The following is a 15,441-nucleotide window of genomic DNA, read 5'->3' on the forward strand; positions in this document are numbered from 1 at the left end:
GAGTACAGGATTATTTTTCCTGCAAACCGAGTTTTTTCTCCAGATAGTGGATGTTAGTGCCACCATGCTGGAAGTTCTCGTCGCTCATAATGCGCATCTGCAGATCGACGTTGGTTTTGATACCGTCGATAATCAGCTCCTGCAGCGCATTCTTCATGCGGGCAATCGCTACGTCACGGCTTTCGCCGTAGCAGATCAGTTTGCCGATCATGGAGTCATAGTACGGGGGTACAGTGTAGCCAGCGTAGATATGAGACTCCCAGCGCACGCCAAAGCCGCCCGGTGCGTGGAAACGGGTAATCTTACCCGGGCTTGGCAGGAAGGTGTTCGGGTCTTCGGCGTTGATACGGCATTCCACCGCATGGCCGCGAACCACCACTTCATCCTGTTTAATGGACAGCGGCTGGCCAGCAGCGATACGCAGCTGCTCTTTGATCAGGTCTACGCCGGTGATCATTTCGGTAACCGGGTGTTCTACCTGGATACGGGTGTTCATTTCAATGAAGTAGAACTCGCCGTTTTCGAACAGGAACTCGAAGGTACCCGCCCCGCGGTAGCCGATATCAACACAGGCTTTCGCGCAACGCTCGCCGATGTAGCGACGCAGCTCCGGGGTAATGCCCGGCGCCGGCGCTTCTTCGACCACTTTCTGGTGACGGCGCTGCATGGAGCAGTCGCGCTCAGCCAGATAGATAGCGTTACCCTGACCGTCCGCCAGCACCTGAATTTCGATGTGGCGTGGGTTTTCCAGGTATTTCTCCATGTAGACCATGTCGTTATTAAAAGCCGCTTTGGCTTCCGCTTTGGTCATGGAGATGGACTGGGCCAGCTCAGCGTCGCTACGCACAACGCGCATACCGCGACCGCCGCCGCCGCCGGAGGCCTTGATGATCACCGGATAGCCGATGCGTTTAGCATGGGCGCGGTTAGCATCCATGTCGTCGGTCAGCGGGCCGTCAGAACCCGGCACGGTTGGGACGCCGGCTTTCTTCATCGCGGTGATCGCGGACACTTTGTCGCCCATCAGGCGGATGGTGTCGGCTTTTGGGCCGATGAAGATAAAGCCGGAGCGTTCAACCTGTTCAGCAAAATTGGCGTTCTCAGAGAGGAAGCCATAGCCTGGGTGAATAGCTACCGCGCCAGTGATCTCAGCGGCGCTGATAATAGCCGGGATGTTGAGATAGCTTTTTACGGACGGAGCCGGACCGATGCAGACCGTCTCATCCGCTAACAATACGTGTTTTAGATCGCGGTCCGCAGTAGAGTGCACAGCGACGGTCTTGATGCCCAGTTCTTTACAGGCACGCAGGATGCGCAGTGCGATCTCGCCACGGTTAGCGATGACAATTTTATCCAGCATGTTCGCCTCGTTACTCGATAACTACCAGCGGCTCGTCGAATTCTACTGGTTGGCCGCTTTCGATCAGAATGGCTTTCACCACGCCGGCTTTGTCGGCTTCGATCTGGTTCATCATTTTCATCGCTTCGACGATGCACAGGGTGTCGCCCACGTTAACTTTCTGGCCAACTTCCACAAACGCTTTTGCGTCCGGGCTCGGCGTGCGGTAGAAAGTACCAACCATCGGGGAACGTACGATGTGACCACTGATTTCCGCTTTCGCCGGCGCTTCAGCGGCGGCAGCTGGAGCGGCAGCCGCCGCGGCAGGTGCCTGAGGCTGCATCATCGGCGCAGCATACGCCTGCTGCATAACCGGATAGCTTGCGGCCGGTGCAGAGCGGCTGATGCGAACAGACTCTTCGCCTTCAGAAATTTCCAGTTCGGAGATACCTGATTCTTCAACCAGCTCGATCAGTTTTTTAATCTTACGAATATCCATGAGTGGGTTCCGTACTCTTTGTTTAGTGTGATTGTGACAGGCGTTTTACCGCCGTCTGTAAAGCGTATGAATAGCCGTCCGCCCCCAGTCCGCAAATGACGCCAGCGGCGACATCTGACAGATACGAGTGCTGGCGGAAGGGTTCGCGTGCATGCACATTGCTCAGGTGAATCTCGATAAACGGGATGTTCACAGCAAGCAACGCATCACGGATTGCTACGCTGGTGTGCGTGAACGCGGCCGGATTAATCAGGATATAGTCCACGTTGTCTTTAGCCTGATGAATTCGGTCGATTAACGCATACTCCGCGTTGGACTGCAGGTGATCCAGGCTCACATTCAGCGCCGCCGCTTCAGATGTTAAACGGTTAACAATTTCAGCCAGCGTGAGGGTGCCATACTTCTCAGGCTCGCGCGTTCCGAGCATGTTAATGTTTGGCCCATTCAAAAGCAAAATGTGAGACTTGTCTACCATCGTGTGGCGATCTCCTGCCATTTTCGGGTAAAAAACAACATATACCTTCAATGCGCCCTTGTCACCTTTTCCGGGTCAGAAAACCCCGTCAGGAAAACCAAAGTCGCACATTATAACGATTTCGTAGCAATTGGCAGCTAAATACTGGTCTTATCAGGGAAGATTATCAACCGCTATCTGAAAAAGAGTCGCGGTTGATAAAGGATCTGCGGGAAACTGCACATTACCGGATTCAGCGCCACCACTGGCGGAACTTCTTATAACGCCATGCCAAAAGCACCACGGCCAACAGGGCATAAATGAGGGGCTGCGGTGAGACGATCTTTACCGACCACAGGTAGTGAATCGGCGCGAGGATCGCCACCAGATAGACGAAGTTGTGTAAAAGTTGCCAGCGACGACCCAGTTTTCGCTGCATCGCCTGCGTCGAAGTTATCGCCAGCGCCAACAGGATCGCCCAGCAGACCATGCCTAACGTCAGGTAGGGGCGAGTAATAATCTCCGAGCCCAGCAACGCCAGATTGTTAATGCCCAGCTCCAGCAGGGTATAGCTGGTCAGGTGCAGTGTCGCCCAGGCAAAACACCATAGACCTAACAGGCGGCGAACGCGAATTAATAATGGCTGCTTCGCGTAGCGTGCCAGCGGAGACACCAACAGCGTCGCCAGCAGAAACTTAAGCGCCATTCTGCCGGTAAAGTGCTGGATATCCTTGGCGGGATCGGCGCTAAAGTAGCCCTGGTGCCCGGCCCAGAATAACCAGACCAGCGGCAAAAAACCCGCAAGGTGAAGTAAAACCTTCAGCCAGACGATCTGTTTGACGGTGAAACGCACTAGAAGTTCTCCCGCAGGTTCATGCCGCGATACAGTGAGGCCACTTCGTCGGCATAGCCGTTGAATAGCAGTGTCGGCTGACGCTTCACGTCGAGTACGCCACCGGCGCCGATAAACCGTTCGCTGGCCTGCGACCAGCGGGGATGATCGACATGGGGATTGACGTTGGCAAAGAAACCGTATTCGTCCGGCGCCGCCATATTCCAGGTGGTTGGCGGCCGATCGCGGGTCAGTTCGATGCTGACGATGGATTTTATGCCTTTAAAGCCATACTTCCACGGTACGGTCAGGCGGATCGGCGCGCCGTTTTGCGGCGGCAGCGCTTTGCCATACACGCCGACGGTAAGCAGTGTCAGCGGGTGCATTGCTTCATCCAGCCGCAGGCCTTCCACATAAGGATAAGCGAGTCCCCCGCCGATAAAACGATCTTTCTGCCCGGGCATTTGCTCCGGGGCATAGAGGGTTTTGAAGGCCACGTAGCGCGCGTTGCTGGTGGGCTCCACCAGCGCTAACAGTTTATGCAGCGGGAAGCCCACCCAGGGAACCACCATCGACCAGGCCTCCACGCAGCGCATACGGTAAATGCGCTCCTCCAGCGGAAAGCGTTTGGTCAGATCGTCATGGTCAAGAGTCAACGGCTTCGCCACTTCACCGCCAATGGTCAGCGTCCAGGGGTCGGTGCGCAGGCTGCCCGCGTTCGCTGCCGGGTCGGCTTTATCGAGGCCAAATTCATAAAAGTTGTTGTAACCGGCAACCTTATCTTCCGGGGTAAGCGTCAGCTTTGACTGCCATTCGGTGGGCCTGGCAAAGTCGAGTGCTTTGCCTGCCGGAGCCGGCGGTCGGTCGTTGCCTTTAAACCAGTCCAGCAGATCGGCCCGTGCGGTCGCGGGAAGAGAAAGTGCGGTCGCGCTGATGCCCAGCATTTTCAGCACCTGGCGACGCTTCAGCATAAAAACAGACTCGGCCGTGACGTCGGCTTCCGTCAGTGTTTTTCTTTTCATGGTGTTCTCCGTCATGCGTTTCCCTAAGCATGACGGAGACGGCAATTTATCGCGAATATGTCACGAAAAATTGCACATTAAGGATATCAACCGTCGCCCTGCCAGGAGGACAGGAGACCAGGAATCATCGGAAAGTGGCACAAGACGTTTCCTTTACCGTGCATGACCCGGCATCTTTATCAGACAAAAGGGGACACAAGGTCAATCCTTAATACTATGCGCCGCTGGCGTCGGGTTGCCATTCAGCGTCTAAAATTAAAGCGCTTCTGGTGTAGGCCGCAGGCGGGCGACGATTGGCAAATTTTTTCTGCCGACTATACTCGCTATCGGCATAATTTCGCCGATAATACGCATTCCATTGCCAGACTCGCCATCTTTGATAGTATGCGTCGCGCTTTAAAAGGTTAATGCTAGCGGCAAGGCGCGCGCCGGCAGGGGGGCCTGATGGTTCATTGGGCAGTCATTCACTCGCGGAGTTAACACAGGGATGCGATTAACGACGAAGTTCTCAGCCTTTATCACGCTGCTAACTAGCCTGACCATCTTCGTCACGCTGATTGGTGCTTCGCTGAGCTTTTATAACGGCATTGAGAATAAGGTTGCAAACCGCGTGCAGGGGGTGGCAACGATGCTGGATAACCGGCTCATCACTACCTCGTTTGACCAGCTTGAGCCGCAACTGGACGAACTGTTGACACCGTTCGAGATCGTGCATATCGATTTCATGCTGAACGGCAAACCGCTCTACAGTCACTCCCGAACCGACAGCTATCGCCCGCTGGGAAGCCATGAACAATTCCGTGAGGTGACGGTCCCGTCGCTTAAACATCCGGGTATCACTCTGCATCTGGTCTACGTTGACCCGATGGTTAACTATTTCCGTTCGCTGTCGGTCACGGCCCCGCTGTCGATCTCTATCGGCTTTATGGTGGTGATTATCTTCTTCGCCGTCCGCTGGATCCGCCGCCAGCTGGCCGGCCAGGAGCTGCTTGAGCTTCGTTCCACGCGCATCCTGAGCGGCGAGCGCGGGCCGCAGGTGCGCGGGTCGGTCTATGAATGGCCGGCCAGTACCAGTAGCGCGCTGGATATGCTGCTGTCGGAGCTGCAGTTTGCCAGCGATCAGCGCAGCCGAATGGATACGCTGATTCGCTCCTATGCGGCACAGGATTCCAAAACCGGCCTGAATAACCGCCTGTTTTTTGACAATCAGCTGGCCACCCTACTGGAAGATCAGGAAAAAGTGGGCGCCTACGGCATCGTGATGATGATCCGTCTGCCGGAGTTCGATCTGCTGCGGGACAACTGGGGACGCACGGCAGCCGAAGAGCATTACTTTACGCTTATCAACCTGCTCTCTACCTTTATTATGCGTTACCCCGGCGCACTTCTGGCGCGCTATCACCGTAGCGACTTTGCCGTGCTGCTGCCGCACCGTACGTTAAAAGAGGCGGATAGCATCGCCGGACTGTTGCTGAAGGCGATGGACGCGTTGCCACCGACGCGCATTCTCGATCGTGACGATATGATGCATATCGGCATCTGTGCTTTCCGCAGTGGGCAATCGACTGCGCAGGTCATGGAACATGCCGAAGCGGCGACGCGCAACGCGGTGCTGCAGGGCAGCAACAGCTGGTCGGTTTATGACGACACCCTTCCTGAGAAAGGCCGCGGCAACGTTCGCTGGCGGACACTGATCGAACAGATGCTCAGTCGCGGCGGGCCGCGGTTATATCAAAAACCGGCCGTCACCCGCGACGGACGCGTGCATCACCGTGAGCTGATGTCACGGATGTACGACGGTAAAGAAGAGGTGATTGCCGCGGAATACATGCCGATGGTGCTGCAGTTTGGCCTGGCAGAGGAGTATGACCGCCTGCAGGTGACGCGCCTGCTGCCATTTTTAGGCTTCTGGCCCGAAGAGAACCTGGCCCTGCAGCTGTCGGTAGAGTCGCTAATCCGCCCGCGTTTCCAGCGCTGGCTGCGCGATGCCCTGATGCAATGTGAAAAATCTCAGCGTCAGCGGATTATTTTTGAACTTGCAGAGGCAGATGTTTGTCAATATATCGGCCGCCTGCAGCCCGTTATGCGGTTGGTTAATGCCCTCGGTGTTCGGGTGGCAGTGGTTCAGGCGGGATTAACCCTGGTGGGTACTAGCTGGATCAAACAGCTGGATGCGGAAGTGATCAAGCTGCATCCAGGGCTGGCGCGCAACATCGAAAAGCGCAGCGAGAACCAGCTGCTGGTACAAAGCCTGGTGGAAGCCTGTAAAGGCATGCCTATGCAAGTTTTTGCGACGGGCGTACGCAGCCGTAGCGAGTGGCTGGTACTGTCTCAATGCGGTGTCACGGGCGGGCAGGGGGAATTTTTTGCCGCCTCACAGCCACTTGACACAAATGTGAAAAAATATTCGCAAAGATACTCGGTTTGATCTGCCGTTTAGCGTGATTTCACGTAGAATAACGCGCGCCATCGTGAAGGGGGTGTGCTTGTCTACCTGCCGGATCATCGCAATGTAAATGCCAGTGAACCTCCTTTGACAGGTTACAAATTCAGGTGTGGAGCACTGCTGAAGATTTCAGCAATGAACGAAGCCGGAAAAATTTGTAACAAAGGAAATGAACTGCACTAATTTTCACCGCAGCAGGTGATTTTTGCGCCTTGTCGCTGCTGCGTGTGGTTGGTAAAGTAAGCGGATTTTGTTTTCCGCCCCAGCTTTCAGGATTATCCCTTAGTATGTTAAAAAAATTTCGTGGCATGTTTTCCAATGACCTGTCCATTGACCTGGGTACCGCGAATACCCTTATTTACGTAAAAGGACAAGGCATCGTATTGAATGAGCCTTCCGTGGTGGCCATTCGTCAGGATCGTGCCGGATCGCCGAAAAGCGTCGCTGCCGTGGGTCATGAAGCGAAGCAGATGCTCGGCCGTACCCCGGGTAATATCGCGGCGATCCGCCCGATGAAGGACGGCGTCATCGCTGACTTCTTCGTGACGGAAAAAATGCTGCAGCACTTTATTAAACAAGTGCACAGCAACAGCTTTATGCGCCCGAGCCCGCGTGTGCTGGTCTGCGTGCCGGTTGGCGCCACCCAGGTAGAACGCCGTGCCATTCGTGAATCCGCGCAAGGCGCAGGCGCTCGCGAAGTGTTCCTGATTGAAGAACCGATGGCGGCAGCGATCGGCGCGGGTCTGCCGGTTTCTGAAGCAACTGGCTCAATGGTGGTGGATATCGGTGGTGGTACTACCGAGGTGGCGGTCATCTCCCTGAACGGTGTGGTCTACTCCTCCTCCGTGCGTATCGGTGGTGACCGCTTCGACGAAGCTGTCATCAATTACGTGCGTCGTAACTATGGTTCCCTGATCGGTGAAGCGACCGCTGAGCGTATCAAGCACGAAATCGGTTCGGCTTATCCGGGCGATGAAGTACGCGAGATCGAAGTTCGCGGCCGTAACCTGGCGGAAGGCGTTCCACGCGGCTTCACCCTGAACTCAAACGAAATCCTTGAAGCGCTGCAGGAGCCGCTGACTGGCATCGTGAGTGCGGTTATGGTTGCCCTTGAGCAGTGCCCGCCGGAACTGGCTTCTGATATCTCCGAGCGCGGGATGGTTCTCACCGGCGGTGGTGCGCTGCTGCGCAATCTGGACCGCCTGTTAATGGAAGAAACCGGTATTCCAGTCGTGGTTGCTGAAGATCCGCTGACCTGCGTAGCGCGTGGCGGCGGCAAGGCGCTGGAAATGATCGACATGCACGGCGGCGACCTGTTTAGCGAAGAGTAGTCAGCCTGAAGGTCCGGGGTGGCTTACACGCTGCCCCTGGTCTTTACTGACACGAGAATACGCATAGCCTATGAAGCCAATTTTTAGCCGTGGCCCCTCGCTACAGATTCGCCTTATTCTGGCGGTGCTGGTGGCGCTTGGCGTGATTATCGCCGACAGCCGCCTGGGTACGTTCAGTCAAATCAGAACGTACATGGATACAGCCGTCAGCCCATTCTACTTTGTCTCTAATGGTCCCCGGGAACTGCTCGACAGCGTATCGCAGACGCTGGCTACCCGCGACCAGCTCGAACTGGAAAACCGTGCGCTGCGTCAGGAGCTGTTGCTGAAAAACAGCGATCTGCTGATGTTGGGCCAGTATAAGCAAGAGAACGCGCGCCTGCGTGAACTACTTGGCTCGCCGCTGCGTCAGGACGAGCAAAAAATGGTGACGCAGGTCATCTCGACGGTCAACGATCCCTACAGCGATCAGGTGGTTATCGATAAGGGCAGCGTGAACGGCGTTTATGAAGGCCAGCCGGTTATCAGCGATAAAGGCGTGGTGGGGCAGGTGGTCGCCGTGGCGAAAATGACCAGTAGGGTACTGCTGATCTGTGATGCCACCCATGCGCTGCCGATCCAGGTCCTGCGTAACGACATTCGCGTGATTGCCGCCGGTAACGGCTGCACTGACGATCTCCAGCTTGAACATCTGCCGGCGAATACCGATATTCGCGTCGGCGACGTGCTGGTGACCTCTGGTCTCGGCGGCCGCTTCCCGGAAGGGTATCCGGTTGGGGTGGTTTCTTCGGTGAAACTGGACACCCAGCGTGCTTACACCGTCATTCAGGCGCGCCCGACCGCCGGTCTGCAGCGCTTACGCTATTTGCTGCTGCTGTGGGGCGCCGATCGCAATGGCGCTAACCCGATGACCCCGGAAGAGGTCCATCGGGTGGCTAACGAACGCCTGATGCAGATGATGCCGCAGGTACTGCCTGCGCCGGATGCGATGGGGCCGCAGATGCCGGCGCCCGCCACCGGGCTGACGCCTTCTCAGCCGTCGCAGCCTGCAGGGGGGCAATAGTGGCAAGTTACCGTAGCCAGGGACGCTGGGTTATCTGGCTCTCGTTTCTTATCGCGCTATTGCTGCAAATTATGCCCTGGCCGGCGGACATCAGCGTTTTCCGGCCCAACTGGGTATTATTGATCCTGCTGTACTGGATCCTCGCCCTGCCGCATCGGGTGAACGTAGGGACGGGCTTCGTGATGGGGGCTATTCTTGATCTCATCAGTGGTTCAACGCTCGGCGTTCGCGCGTTGTCTTTAAGCATCGTCGCCTATCTGGTGGCGCTGAAGTATCAGCTGTTCCGTAACCTGGCGCTCTGGCAACAGGCGCTGGTGGTTATGCTGTTATCCCTGGCCGTGGATATCATTGTTTTCTGGGCAGAGTTTTTAGTGATCAACGTCTCTTTCCGTCCGGAAGTATTCTGGAGTAGTGTAGTAAACGGTGTCCTCTGGCCATGGCTCTTCCTGCTGATGCGCAAAGTGCGCCAGCAATTTGCCGTGCAATAAGGTTGATATGACAACTCTGTATCTTGCTTCTGGTTCCCCGCGTCGGCAGGAACTGCTGACTCAGCTTGGTCTCGCGTTCGAGCGTCTGGTTCCAGGTATTGAGGAGCAGCGCCAGCCGCAGGAGAGTGCTCAGCACTATGTCGCCCGTCTGGCGCGCGAAAAAGCGCAGGCCGGGGTGGCGATGGCGCCGCGTGATTTGCCCGTGCTGGGCGCGGATACGATTGTTATTCTTAATGGCGAAGTGCTGGAAAAACCGCGCGATGCTGAACACGCAGCAGCGATGCTGCGTCTGCTTTCCGGCCACACCCATCAGGTCATGACCGCGGTGGCGCTGGCGGATAAGCAGCAGACGCTGGACTGTCTGGTGGTCACGGAAGTGACCTTCCGGCAGCTTAGCGAGCAGGATATCGCCGACTATGTGGCCAGCGGCGAGCCTTTAGATAAAGCAGGTGCATACGGTATTCAAGGGTTGGGTGGTTGCTTCGTCAGGAAGATTAATGGCAGCTATCACGCCGTAGTCGGCTTACCGCTGGTGGAAACGTATGAGTTGCTCAGTAACTTTAACTCACTGCGTAAAGAAAAGGGATAAAGATGACGGCTGAATTATTAGTTAACGTAACGCCATCCGAAACGCGCGTTGCGTATATTGATGGCGGTATTCTGCAGGAAATTCATATTGAGCGTGAAGCGCGACGCGGAATCGTAGGCAATATCTACAAAGGTCGTGTTAGCCGAGTGCTGCCCGGAATGCAGGCGGCTTTTGTAGATATTGGTCTGGATAAGGCGGCCTTCCTCCACGCCTCCGATATCATGCCGCACACCGAGTGCGTCGCCGGCGAGGAGCAAAAGCAGTTTACCGTACGCGATATTTCAGAGCTGGTGCGCCAGGGCCAGGACCTGATGGTCCAGGTGGTTAAAGATCCGCTGGGTACCAAAGGCGCGCGTCTGACCACGGACATTACGCTGCCTTCCCGCTATCTGGTATTTATGCCGGGCGCCTCCCACGTGGGCGTCTCTCAGCGTATTGAAAGCGAAGCCGAGCGCGAGCGGTTGAAAAAGGTGGTCGCAGAATATTGCGATGAACAGGGCGGGTTTATCATTCGCACTGCTGCGGAAGGCGTTCACGAGCAAGAGATGGCCGCGGATGCCGCCTATCTTAAGCGCGTATGGACCAAGGTAATGGAGCGCAAAAAACGCAACCAGACCCGCTATCAGCTGTATGGCGAACTGGCGCTGGCCCAGCGCGTGCTGCGTGATTTTGCCGATGCGCATCTTGACCGTATTCGCGTTGACTCGCGGCTGACCTACGAGGCGCTGCTCGAATTCACCGCCGAATATATTCCGGAGATGACCAGCAAGCTGGAACACTACAGCGGCCGCCAGCCAATCTTCGATCTCTTTGACGTGGAGAATGAAATTCAGCGCGCGCTGGAGCGTAAAGTCGAGCTGAAGTCCGGAGGCTACCTGATCATCGACCAGACCGAGGCGATGACGACTATCGATATCAATACCGGGGCCTTTGTCGGGCACCGCAACCTTGACGATACGATTTTCAATACCAACATCGAAGCCACCCAGGCGATAGCCCGTCAGCTGCGTTTACGTAACCTCGGTGGCATTATCATCATTGATTTCATTGATATGAACAATGAAGACCATCGTCGACGGGTGCTGCACTCCCTGGAGCAGGCGCTAAGTAAAGACCGGGTGAAGACCAGCATCAACGGCTTCTCCCAGCTGGGGCTGGTGGAGATGACCCGTAAACGCACTCGCGAAAGCGTGGAGCATGTGCTGTGCAACGAGTGCCCGACCTGCCACGGACGCGGAACGGTAAAGTCGGTCGAAACAGTATGCTATGAGATTATGCGTGAGATCGTCCGCGTGCATCATGCTTATGATTCCGATCGTTTCCTGGTCTATGCTTCCCCTGCGGTGGCGGAAACCCTGAAAGGGGAAGAGTCGCACGCGCTGGCGGAAGTGGAAATCTTTGTCGGCAAGCAGGTGAAGGTACAAATTGAGCCGCTCTATAATCAAGAGCAGTTCGATGTGGTTATGATGTAAGACACCGCGTCATTGTGCGGCTGACAAGGAGAGAGGCGTGAGGCGACTGCCCGGGATATTATTGCTCACCGTGGCAACATTGATTGTTATCGTCGCGCTGCTGGTGAGTGGCTTGCGTCTCGTGTTGCCGCAGCTCGACGCCTGGCGTCCGCAGCTGCTGGAGAAGATCTCCTCCCTCACTGGCGCGCCGGTGGACGCCTCGCAGATCAGCGCCAGCTGGCAAACTTTTGGTCCAACGCTGGATGTCCGTGATATACATGTCGGGCTGAAAGATGGCGGCACAATGGCGGTCAAGCGCGTGACCCTGGCGCTGGACGTCTGGCAAAGCCTGCTGCATATGCGCTGGCAGTTCCGCGACCTCACTTTCTGGCAGTTGCAGGTCCATACCAATACCCCTATTCAGACCAACGACGGCGGCGACAGTCTGAAAGGCGACCGCATCAGCGATCTCTTTTTACGTCAGTTCGATCACTTTACTCTGCGCGACAGTCAGCTGAGTTTCCTGACCCTTTCCGGCCAGCGGGCGGAGCTGGCGGTTCCGCAGCTGACCTGGCTTAACGGCAGGAACCGTCACCGCGCCGAGGGGCAACTCAGTCTTTCCAGTCTCACCGGCCAGCATGGCGTCATGCAGGTGCGGATGGATCTCCGTGATGAAGATGGCCTGCTGAACAAAGGCCGGGTGTGGCTGCAGGCTGACGATATTGACGTCAAACCGTGGCTGGGCCGCTGGATGCAGGACAATATTGCCCTAAAGAGCGCCCGCTTCAGCCTTGAAGGCTGGATGACGATTGAAAAAGGCGATGTGGCCGGCGGCGATGTATGGCTGAAAAAAGGGGGCGCCAGCTGGCAGGGCGATAACGAAGTCCATCATCTGTCGGTGGATAACCTGACGGCGCATCTCTCTCATAACCAGCAAAGCTGGGGCTTCTATATTCCCGATACCCGGATTGCTATCGACGATAAACCGTGGCCAAGTGGCGCGCTGGCGATGGCCTGGATCCCGGCGCAGGACGTCGGTGGCGATAATGGTCAGCGAAGCGATGAATTACGTATTCGCGCCAGCAATTTAGCCCTCAGCGGCCTCAGCGGTTTACTGCCTTTTGCCGATAAGCTGGCGCCTTCCCTGGGCCAACTCTGGCGCACTACGCAGCCCAGCGGCAAGATCAACCTGCTGGCCCTTGATATTCCCCTGCAGGCGACCGAGAAAACACGCTTTCAGGTGCAGTGGAGCGATCTGGCATGGAAGCAGTGGAAACTTCTGCCGGGGGCGGAGCACTTTTCTGGCAGCCTTGATGGCAGCGTTGAGCACGGGGAACTGCAAGCCCGGATGACGAAGGCGCTGATGCCCTATGTCGGCGTTTTCCGCGCTCCGCTGGAGATCGCCGCTGGCGAAGCCACCCTCAGTTGGGTGAAAAACGACAAGGGGTTTATGCTCGATGGCCGCGATATTGACGTGCAGGCGACGGGCGTACGCGCTCGCGGCGGCTTCCGTTATCTGCAACCGCAGGGGGACGATCCGTGGCTGGGCATTCTGGCGGGCATCAGCACCAATGATGGCGGCCAGGCGTGGCGTTACTTTCCGGAAAACCTGATGGGTAAAGCGCTGGTGGATTACCTCAGCGGCGCGATTAAAGCGGGGCAAGCCAGCGATGCGACGCTGGTGTATGGCGGCAACCCGCATCTGTTCCCGTATCCGCATAATGAAGGCCAGTTCCAGGTTTATGTCCCGCTGAAGAACGCCACTTTTGCTTTTCAACCGGACTGGCCGGCGCTGACCGGGCTGAATATCGACCTTAACTTTATCAACAACGGCCTGTGGATGCGGGCGGATAAAGCGATGCTTGGCAACGTGGCTGCCAGCAATCTTGATGCCGCGATCCCGGACTATGCGCAGGAAAAACTGCTGATAGATGCCGACATCAAAGGCCCGGGCAAAGAAGTGGGACCTTATTTCAACACCACGCCGCTAAAAGAGTCTCTGGGTGCGGCGCTGGAGTCCCTGCAGCTGGATGGCGATGTGAGCGCTCGCTTACATTTAAACATTCCCCTTGATGGCGAAATGACCACTGCGAAAGGCGATGTCCGTCTGCAGAATAACAATCTTTTTATCAAGCCATTAGATACTACGCTGCAGAATCTGAGCGGTAATTTCAGCTTTGTGAATGGCGATCTTAATAGCGACACGTTGAGCGCGACCTGGTTTAATCAGCCACTGAACCTCAATTTTTCCACCCGCGAAGGTGAAAAAGCCTTCCTGGTGGACGTCGGGATGAATGCCAACTGGCAGCCGTCGCGCACCGGGCTGCTGCCGAAAGCCGTGAATGAGGCGCTGAGCGGTAGCGTCCCGTGGGAGGGTAAGGTCGCTATCGAGCTGCCGTACCACGGCAATGCCAGCTATAAGGTCGATATCAAGGGCGACCTGAAGAATGTGAGTAGTCACTTACCTCCGCCGGTCAGTAAGCCTGCCGGCGAACCCCTGCCGGTCAACATCAACGTCGCTGGCGGTCTGAACAGCTTCGACCTGACCGGCTCTATCGGGGCGAAGAATCATATCAACAGCCGCTGGTTGCTGAACCGTAAGCTAACGCTGGACAGAGCGATCCTTACCACGGACAGCAAAGGCCTCTCTCCGCTGCCCGACCAGCCTGGCGTTGAGCTCAACCTGCCGCCGATGGATGGTGCGCAGTGGCTGGCGCTCTTCCAGAATGGGGCGGCAAATGAAGTCAGCAGCAGTGTGCTTTTTCCACCGCGCATTGTGCTACGTACGCCGTCGCTGGCGCTTGGCGGCCAGCAATGGAACAACGTCAGTCTGATGTCGCAGCCGGTTGCCGGCGGCTCGCTGGTTGAGGCGCAGGGACGTGAGATCAACGCCACCCTGACGATGCGTGATAATGCTCCATGGCTGGCAAATGTGCGTTATCTCTATTTCAACCCGGCCAGCGCCAGCGGCCAGAGCGGGACGGGAAATGCGCTCCCACAGGCACAGACGCGGCTGGATTTCCACGGCTGGCCCGATCTACAGCTGCGCTGCGCCGAGTGCTGGTTGTGGGGGCAAAAATATGGCCGTATCGACGGCGATGTGACGATCAAGGGCGATACCTTAACGCTCGCCAACGGTCTGGTGGATACCGGGTTTGGCCGGCTGACAACCGACGGCGTGTGGGTGAGCGCTCCTTCCGGGGTGCGCACATCGCTAAAAGGCAGACTGTATGGCAATAAGACGGATGAGTTTGCCAATTTCTTCGGTGTTTCCACGCCGGTGAAGGATTCGTCGTTTGATATCGACTACGATCTGCACTGGCGCGCGCCGCCCTGGTCGCCAGATGTGGCGTCGCTCAATGGCATCATTAAAAGTCACCTTGGCAAAGGGCAGTTTACCGACCTGAGTACCGGACACGCTGGCCAGCTGCTGCGTTTGCTGAGCGTCGATGCCCTGCTGCGTAAACTGCGTTTCGATTTCAGCGATACTTTCAGCGAAGGCTTTTATTTCGATTCTATTAACAGTACGGCATGGATTAAGGATGGCGTACTGCATACCGATGATACGCTGGTGGATGGCCTGGAAGCCGACATTGCCATGAAAGGGTCGGTCGACCTGGTGCGTCGACGGCTGGATCTGCAAGCGGTGGTTGCGCCGGAAATCTCCGCCACCGTCGGCGTGGCAGCAGCCTTCGCCGTCAACCCGATCGTCGGCGCGGCGGTATTTGCCGCCAGCAAGGTGCTGGGGCCGCTGTGGAACAAAGTCTCGATTCTGCGCTATCGCATCACTGGCCCGATTGACCAGCCGCAGATCAATGAAGTGCTGCGCCAGGCGCGTAGCAACAAAAAGCAATGATTTGACGATTGCCGGGAATTGCCGCAATCTCAATAGATAGCCTTCTGTATTTCCGCCTGTCAGGCGGCAAC

13 protein-coding genes are annotated in these 15,441 nt (G+C 56.6%); 8 read left to right on the forward strand and 5 right to left on the reverse strand.

What is annotated here, in order from left to right:
- Positions 1 to 10: 10 nt before the first annotated feature.
- From accC to msrP, 5 genes are all read right to left on the reverse strand, one after another.
- The gene (gene accC / locus B8P98_RS02345; protein WP_004174096.1) at positions 11 to 1,360 is read right to left on the reverse strand and encodes an acetyl-CoA carboxylase biotin carboxylase subunit; all 1,350 of its coding nucleotides are present in this window, start codon (positions 1,358 to 1,360) and stop codon (positions 11 to 13) included.
- A gap of 10 nt (positions 1,361 to 1,370) precedes the next feature.
- Positions 1,371 to 1,838, reverse strand: coding sequence for an acetyl-CoA carboxylase biotin carboxyl carrier protein (gene accB, locus B8P98_RS02350; protein WP_004206250.1), 468 nt, complete (start codon positions 1,836 to 1,838; stop codon positions 1,371 to 1,373).
- 22 nt (positions 1,839 to 1,860) lie between these two features.
- Positions 1,861 to 2,313: a type II 3-dehydroquinate dehydratase gene (gene aroQ / locus B8P98_RS02360; protein WP_025713006.1), complete on the reverse strand. Its 453-nt coding sequence runs from the start codon at positions 2,311 to 2,313 to the stop codon at positions 1,861 to 1,863.
- 232 nt (positions 2,314 to 2,545) lie between these two features.
- Positions 2,546 to 3,145: a protein-methionine-sulfoxide reductase heme-binding subunit MsrQ gene (msrQ, locus tag B8P98_RS02365; protein WP_025713007.1), complete on the reverse strand. Its 600-nt coding sequence runs from the start codon at positions 3,143 to 3,145 to the stop codon at positions 2,546 to 2,548.
- Positions 3,145 to 4,146, reverse strand: coding sequence for a protein-methionine-sulfoxide reductase catalytic subunit MsrP (gene msrP / locus B8P98_RS02370; protein WP_080897322.1), 1,002 nt, complete (start codon positions 4,144 to 4,146; stop codon positions 3,145 to 3,147). The genes msrQ and msrP overlap by 1 nt, the downstream gene beginning before the upstream one ends.
- Positions 4,147 to 4,362: 216 nt before the next feature.
- Here msrP and B8P98_RS02375 point away from each other — a divergent pair, with 216 nt between their 5' ends.
- The 8 genes from B8P98_RS02375 (at position 4,363) to yhdP (ending at position 15,370) form a co-directional block, all read left to right on the forward strand.
- Entirely contained in the window at positions 4,363 to 4,554 is a 192-nt protein-coding gene (locus tag B8P98_RS02375) for a hypothetical protein (protein WP_042929469.1), read from the forward strand.
- A gap of 79 nt (positions 4,555 to 4,633) precedes the next feature.
- Positions 4,634 to 6,574, forward strand: a complete 1,941-nt coding sequence (gene csrD, locus B8P98_RS02380) for an RNase E specificity factor CsrD (RefSeq protein WP_025713009.1) — start codon at positions 4,634 to 4,636, stop codon at positions 6,572 to 6,574.
- Positions 6,575 to 6,879: 305 nt separating this feature from the next.
- Complete coding sequence (gene mreB, locus B8P98_RS02390) at positions 6,880 to 7,923, forward strand: rod shape-determining protein MreB (RefSeq protein ID WP_002918653.1); 1,044 nt, start codon at positions 6,880 to 6,882, stop codon at positions 7,921 to 7,923.
- 70 nt (positions 7,924 to 7,993) lie between these two features.
- Positions 7,994 to 8,986 carry a rod shape-determining protein MreC gene (gene mreC / locus B8P98_RS02395; RefSeq protein WP_004206242.1) on the forward strand — a complete coding sequence of 331 codons (993 nt, stop codon included), beginning with the start codon at positions 7,994 to 7,996 and terminating at the stop codon, positions 8,984 to 8,986.
- A complete protein-coding gene (mreD, locus tag B8P98_RS02400; protein WP_025713010.1) occupies positions 8,986 to 9,474 on the forward strand; it encodes a rod shape-determining protein MreD in 489 nt (162 codons plus the stop codon). The genes mreC and mreD overlap by 1 nt, the downstream gene beginning before the upstream one ends.
- 7 nt (positions 9,475 to 9,481) lie before the next feature.
- Positions 9,482 to 10,063: a Maf family protein gene (locus B8P98_RS02405; RefSeq protein ID WP_042929470.1), complete on the forward strand. Its 582-nt coding sequence runs from the start codon at positions 9,482 to 9,484 to the stop codon at positions 10,061 to 10,063.
- A 2-nt stretch (positions 10,064 to 10,065) separates the two neighbouring features.
- Complete coding sequence (gene rng / locus B8P98_RS02410) at positions 10,066 to 11,535, forward strand: ribonuclease G (RefSeq protein ID WP_004206239.1); 1,470 nt, start codon at positions 10,066 to 10,068, stop codon at positions 11,533 to 11,535.
- 37 nt (positions 11,536 to 11,572) lie between these two features.
- The gene (yhdP, locus tag B8P98_RS02415) at positions 11,573 to 15,370 is read left to right on the forward strand and encodes an AsmA2 domain-containing protein YhdP (protein WP_095032687.1); all 3,798 of its coding nucleotides are present in this window, start codon (positions 11,573 to 11,575) and stop codon (positions 15,368 to 15,370) included.
- Positions 15,371 to 15,441: the final 71 nt, after the last annotated feature.

This window comes from Klebsiella quasivariicola, from assembly GCF_002269255.1.
Classification (GTDB): Bacteria; Pseudomonadota; Gammaproteobacteria; order Enterobacterales; family Enterobacteriaceae; genus Klebsiella; species Klebsiella quasivariicola.

Excerpts from the sequence above, each read along its gene's own strand:
- mreC (WP_004206242.1), top strand. The coding sequence starts at position 7,994 with ATGAAGCCAATTTTTAGCCGTGGCCCCTCGCTACAGATTCGCCTTATT.
- csrD (WP_025713009.1), top strand. The coding sequence starts at position 4,634 with ATGCGATTAACGACGAAGTTCTCAGCCTTTATCACGCTGCTAACTAGC.
- rng (WP_004206239.1), top strand. The coding sequence starts at position 10,066 with ATGACGGCTGAATTATTAGTTAACGTAACGCCATCCGAAACGCGCGTT.
- accB (WP_004206250.1), bottom strand. The coding sequence starts at position 1,838 with ATGGATATTCGTAAGATTAAAAAACTGATCGAGCTGGTTGAAGAATCA.
- B8P98_RS02405 (WP_042929470.1), top strand. The coding sequence starts at position 9,482 with ATGACAACTCTGTATCTTGCTTCTGGTTCCCCGCGTCGGCAGGAACTG.
- aroQ (WP_025713006.1), bottom strand. The coding sequence starts at position 2,313 with ATGGTAGACAAGTCTCACATTTTGCTTTTGAATGGGCCAAACATTAAC.
- B8P98_RS02375 (WP_042929469.1), top strand. The coding sequence starts at position 4,363 with ATGCGCCGCTGGCGTCGGGTTGCCATTCAGCGTCTAAAATTAAAGCGC.
- mreB (WP_002918653.1), top strand. The coding sequence starts at position 6,880 with ATGTTAAAAAAATTTCGTGGCATGTTTTCCAATGACCTGTCCATTGAC.
- accC (WP_004174096.1), bottom strand. The coding sequence starts at position 1,360 with ATGCTGGATAAAATTGTCATCGCTAACCGTGGCGAGATCGCACTGCGC.
- msrP (WP_080897322.1), bottom strand. The coding sequence starts at position 4,146 with ATGAAAAGAAAAACACTGACGGAAGCCGACGTCACGGCCGAGTCTGTT.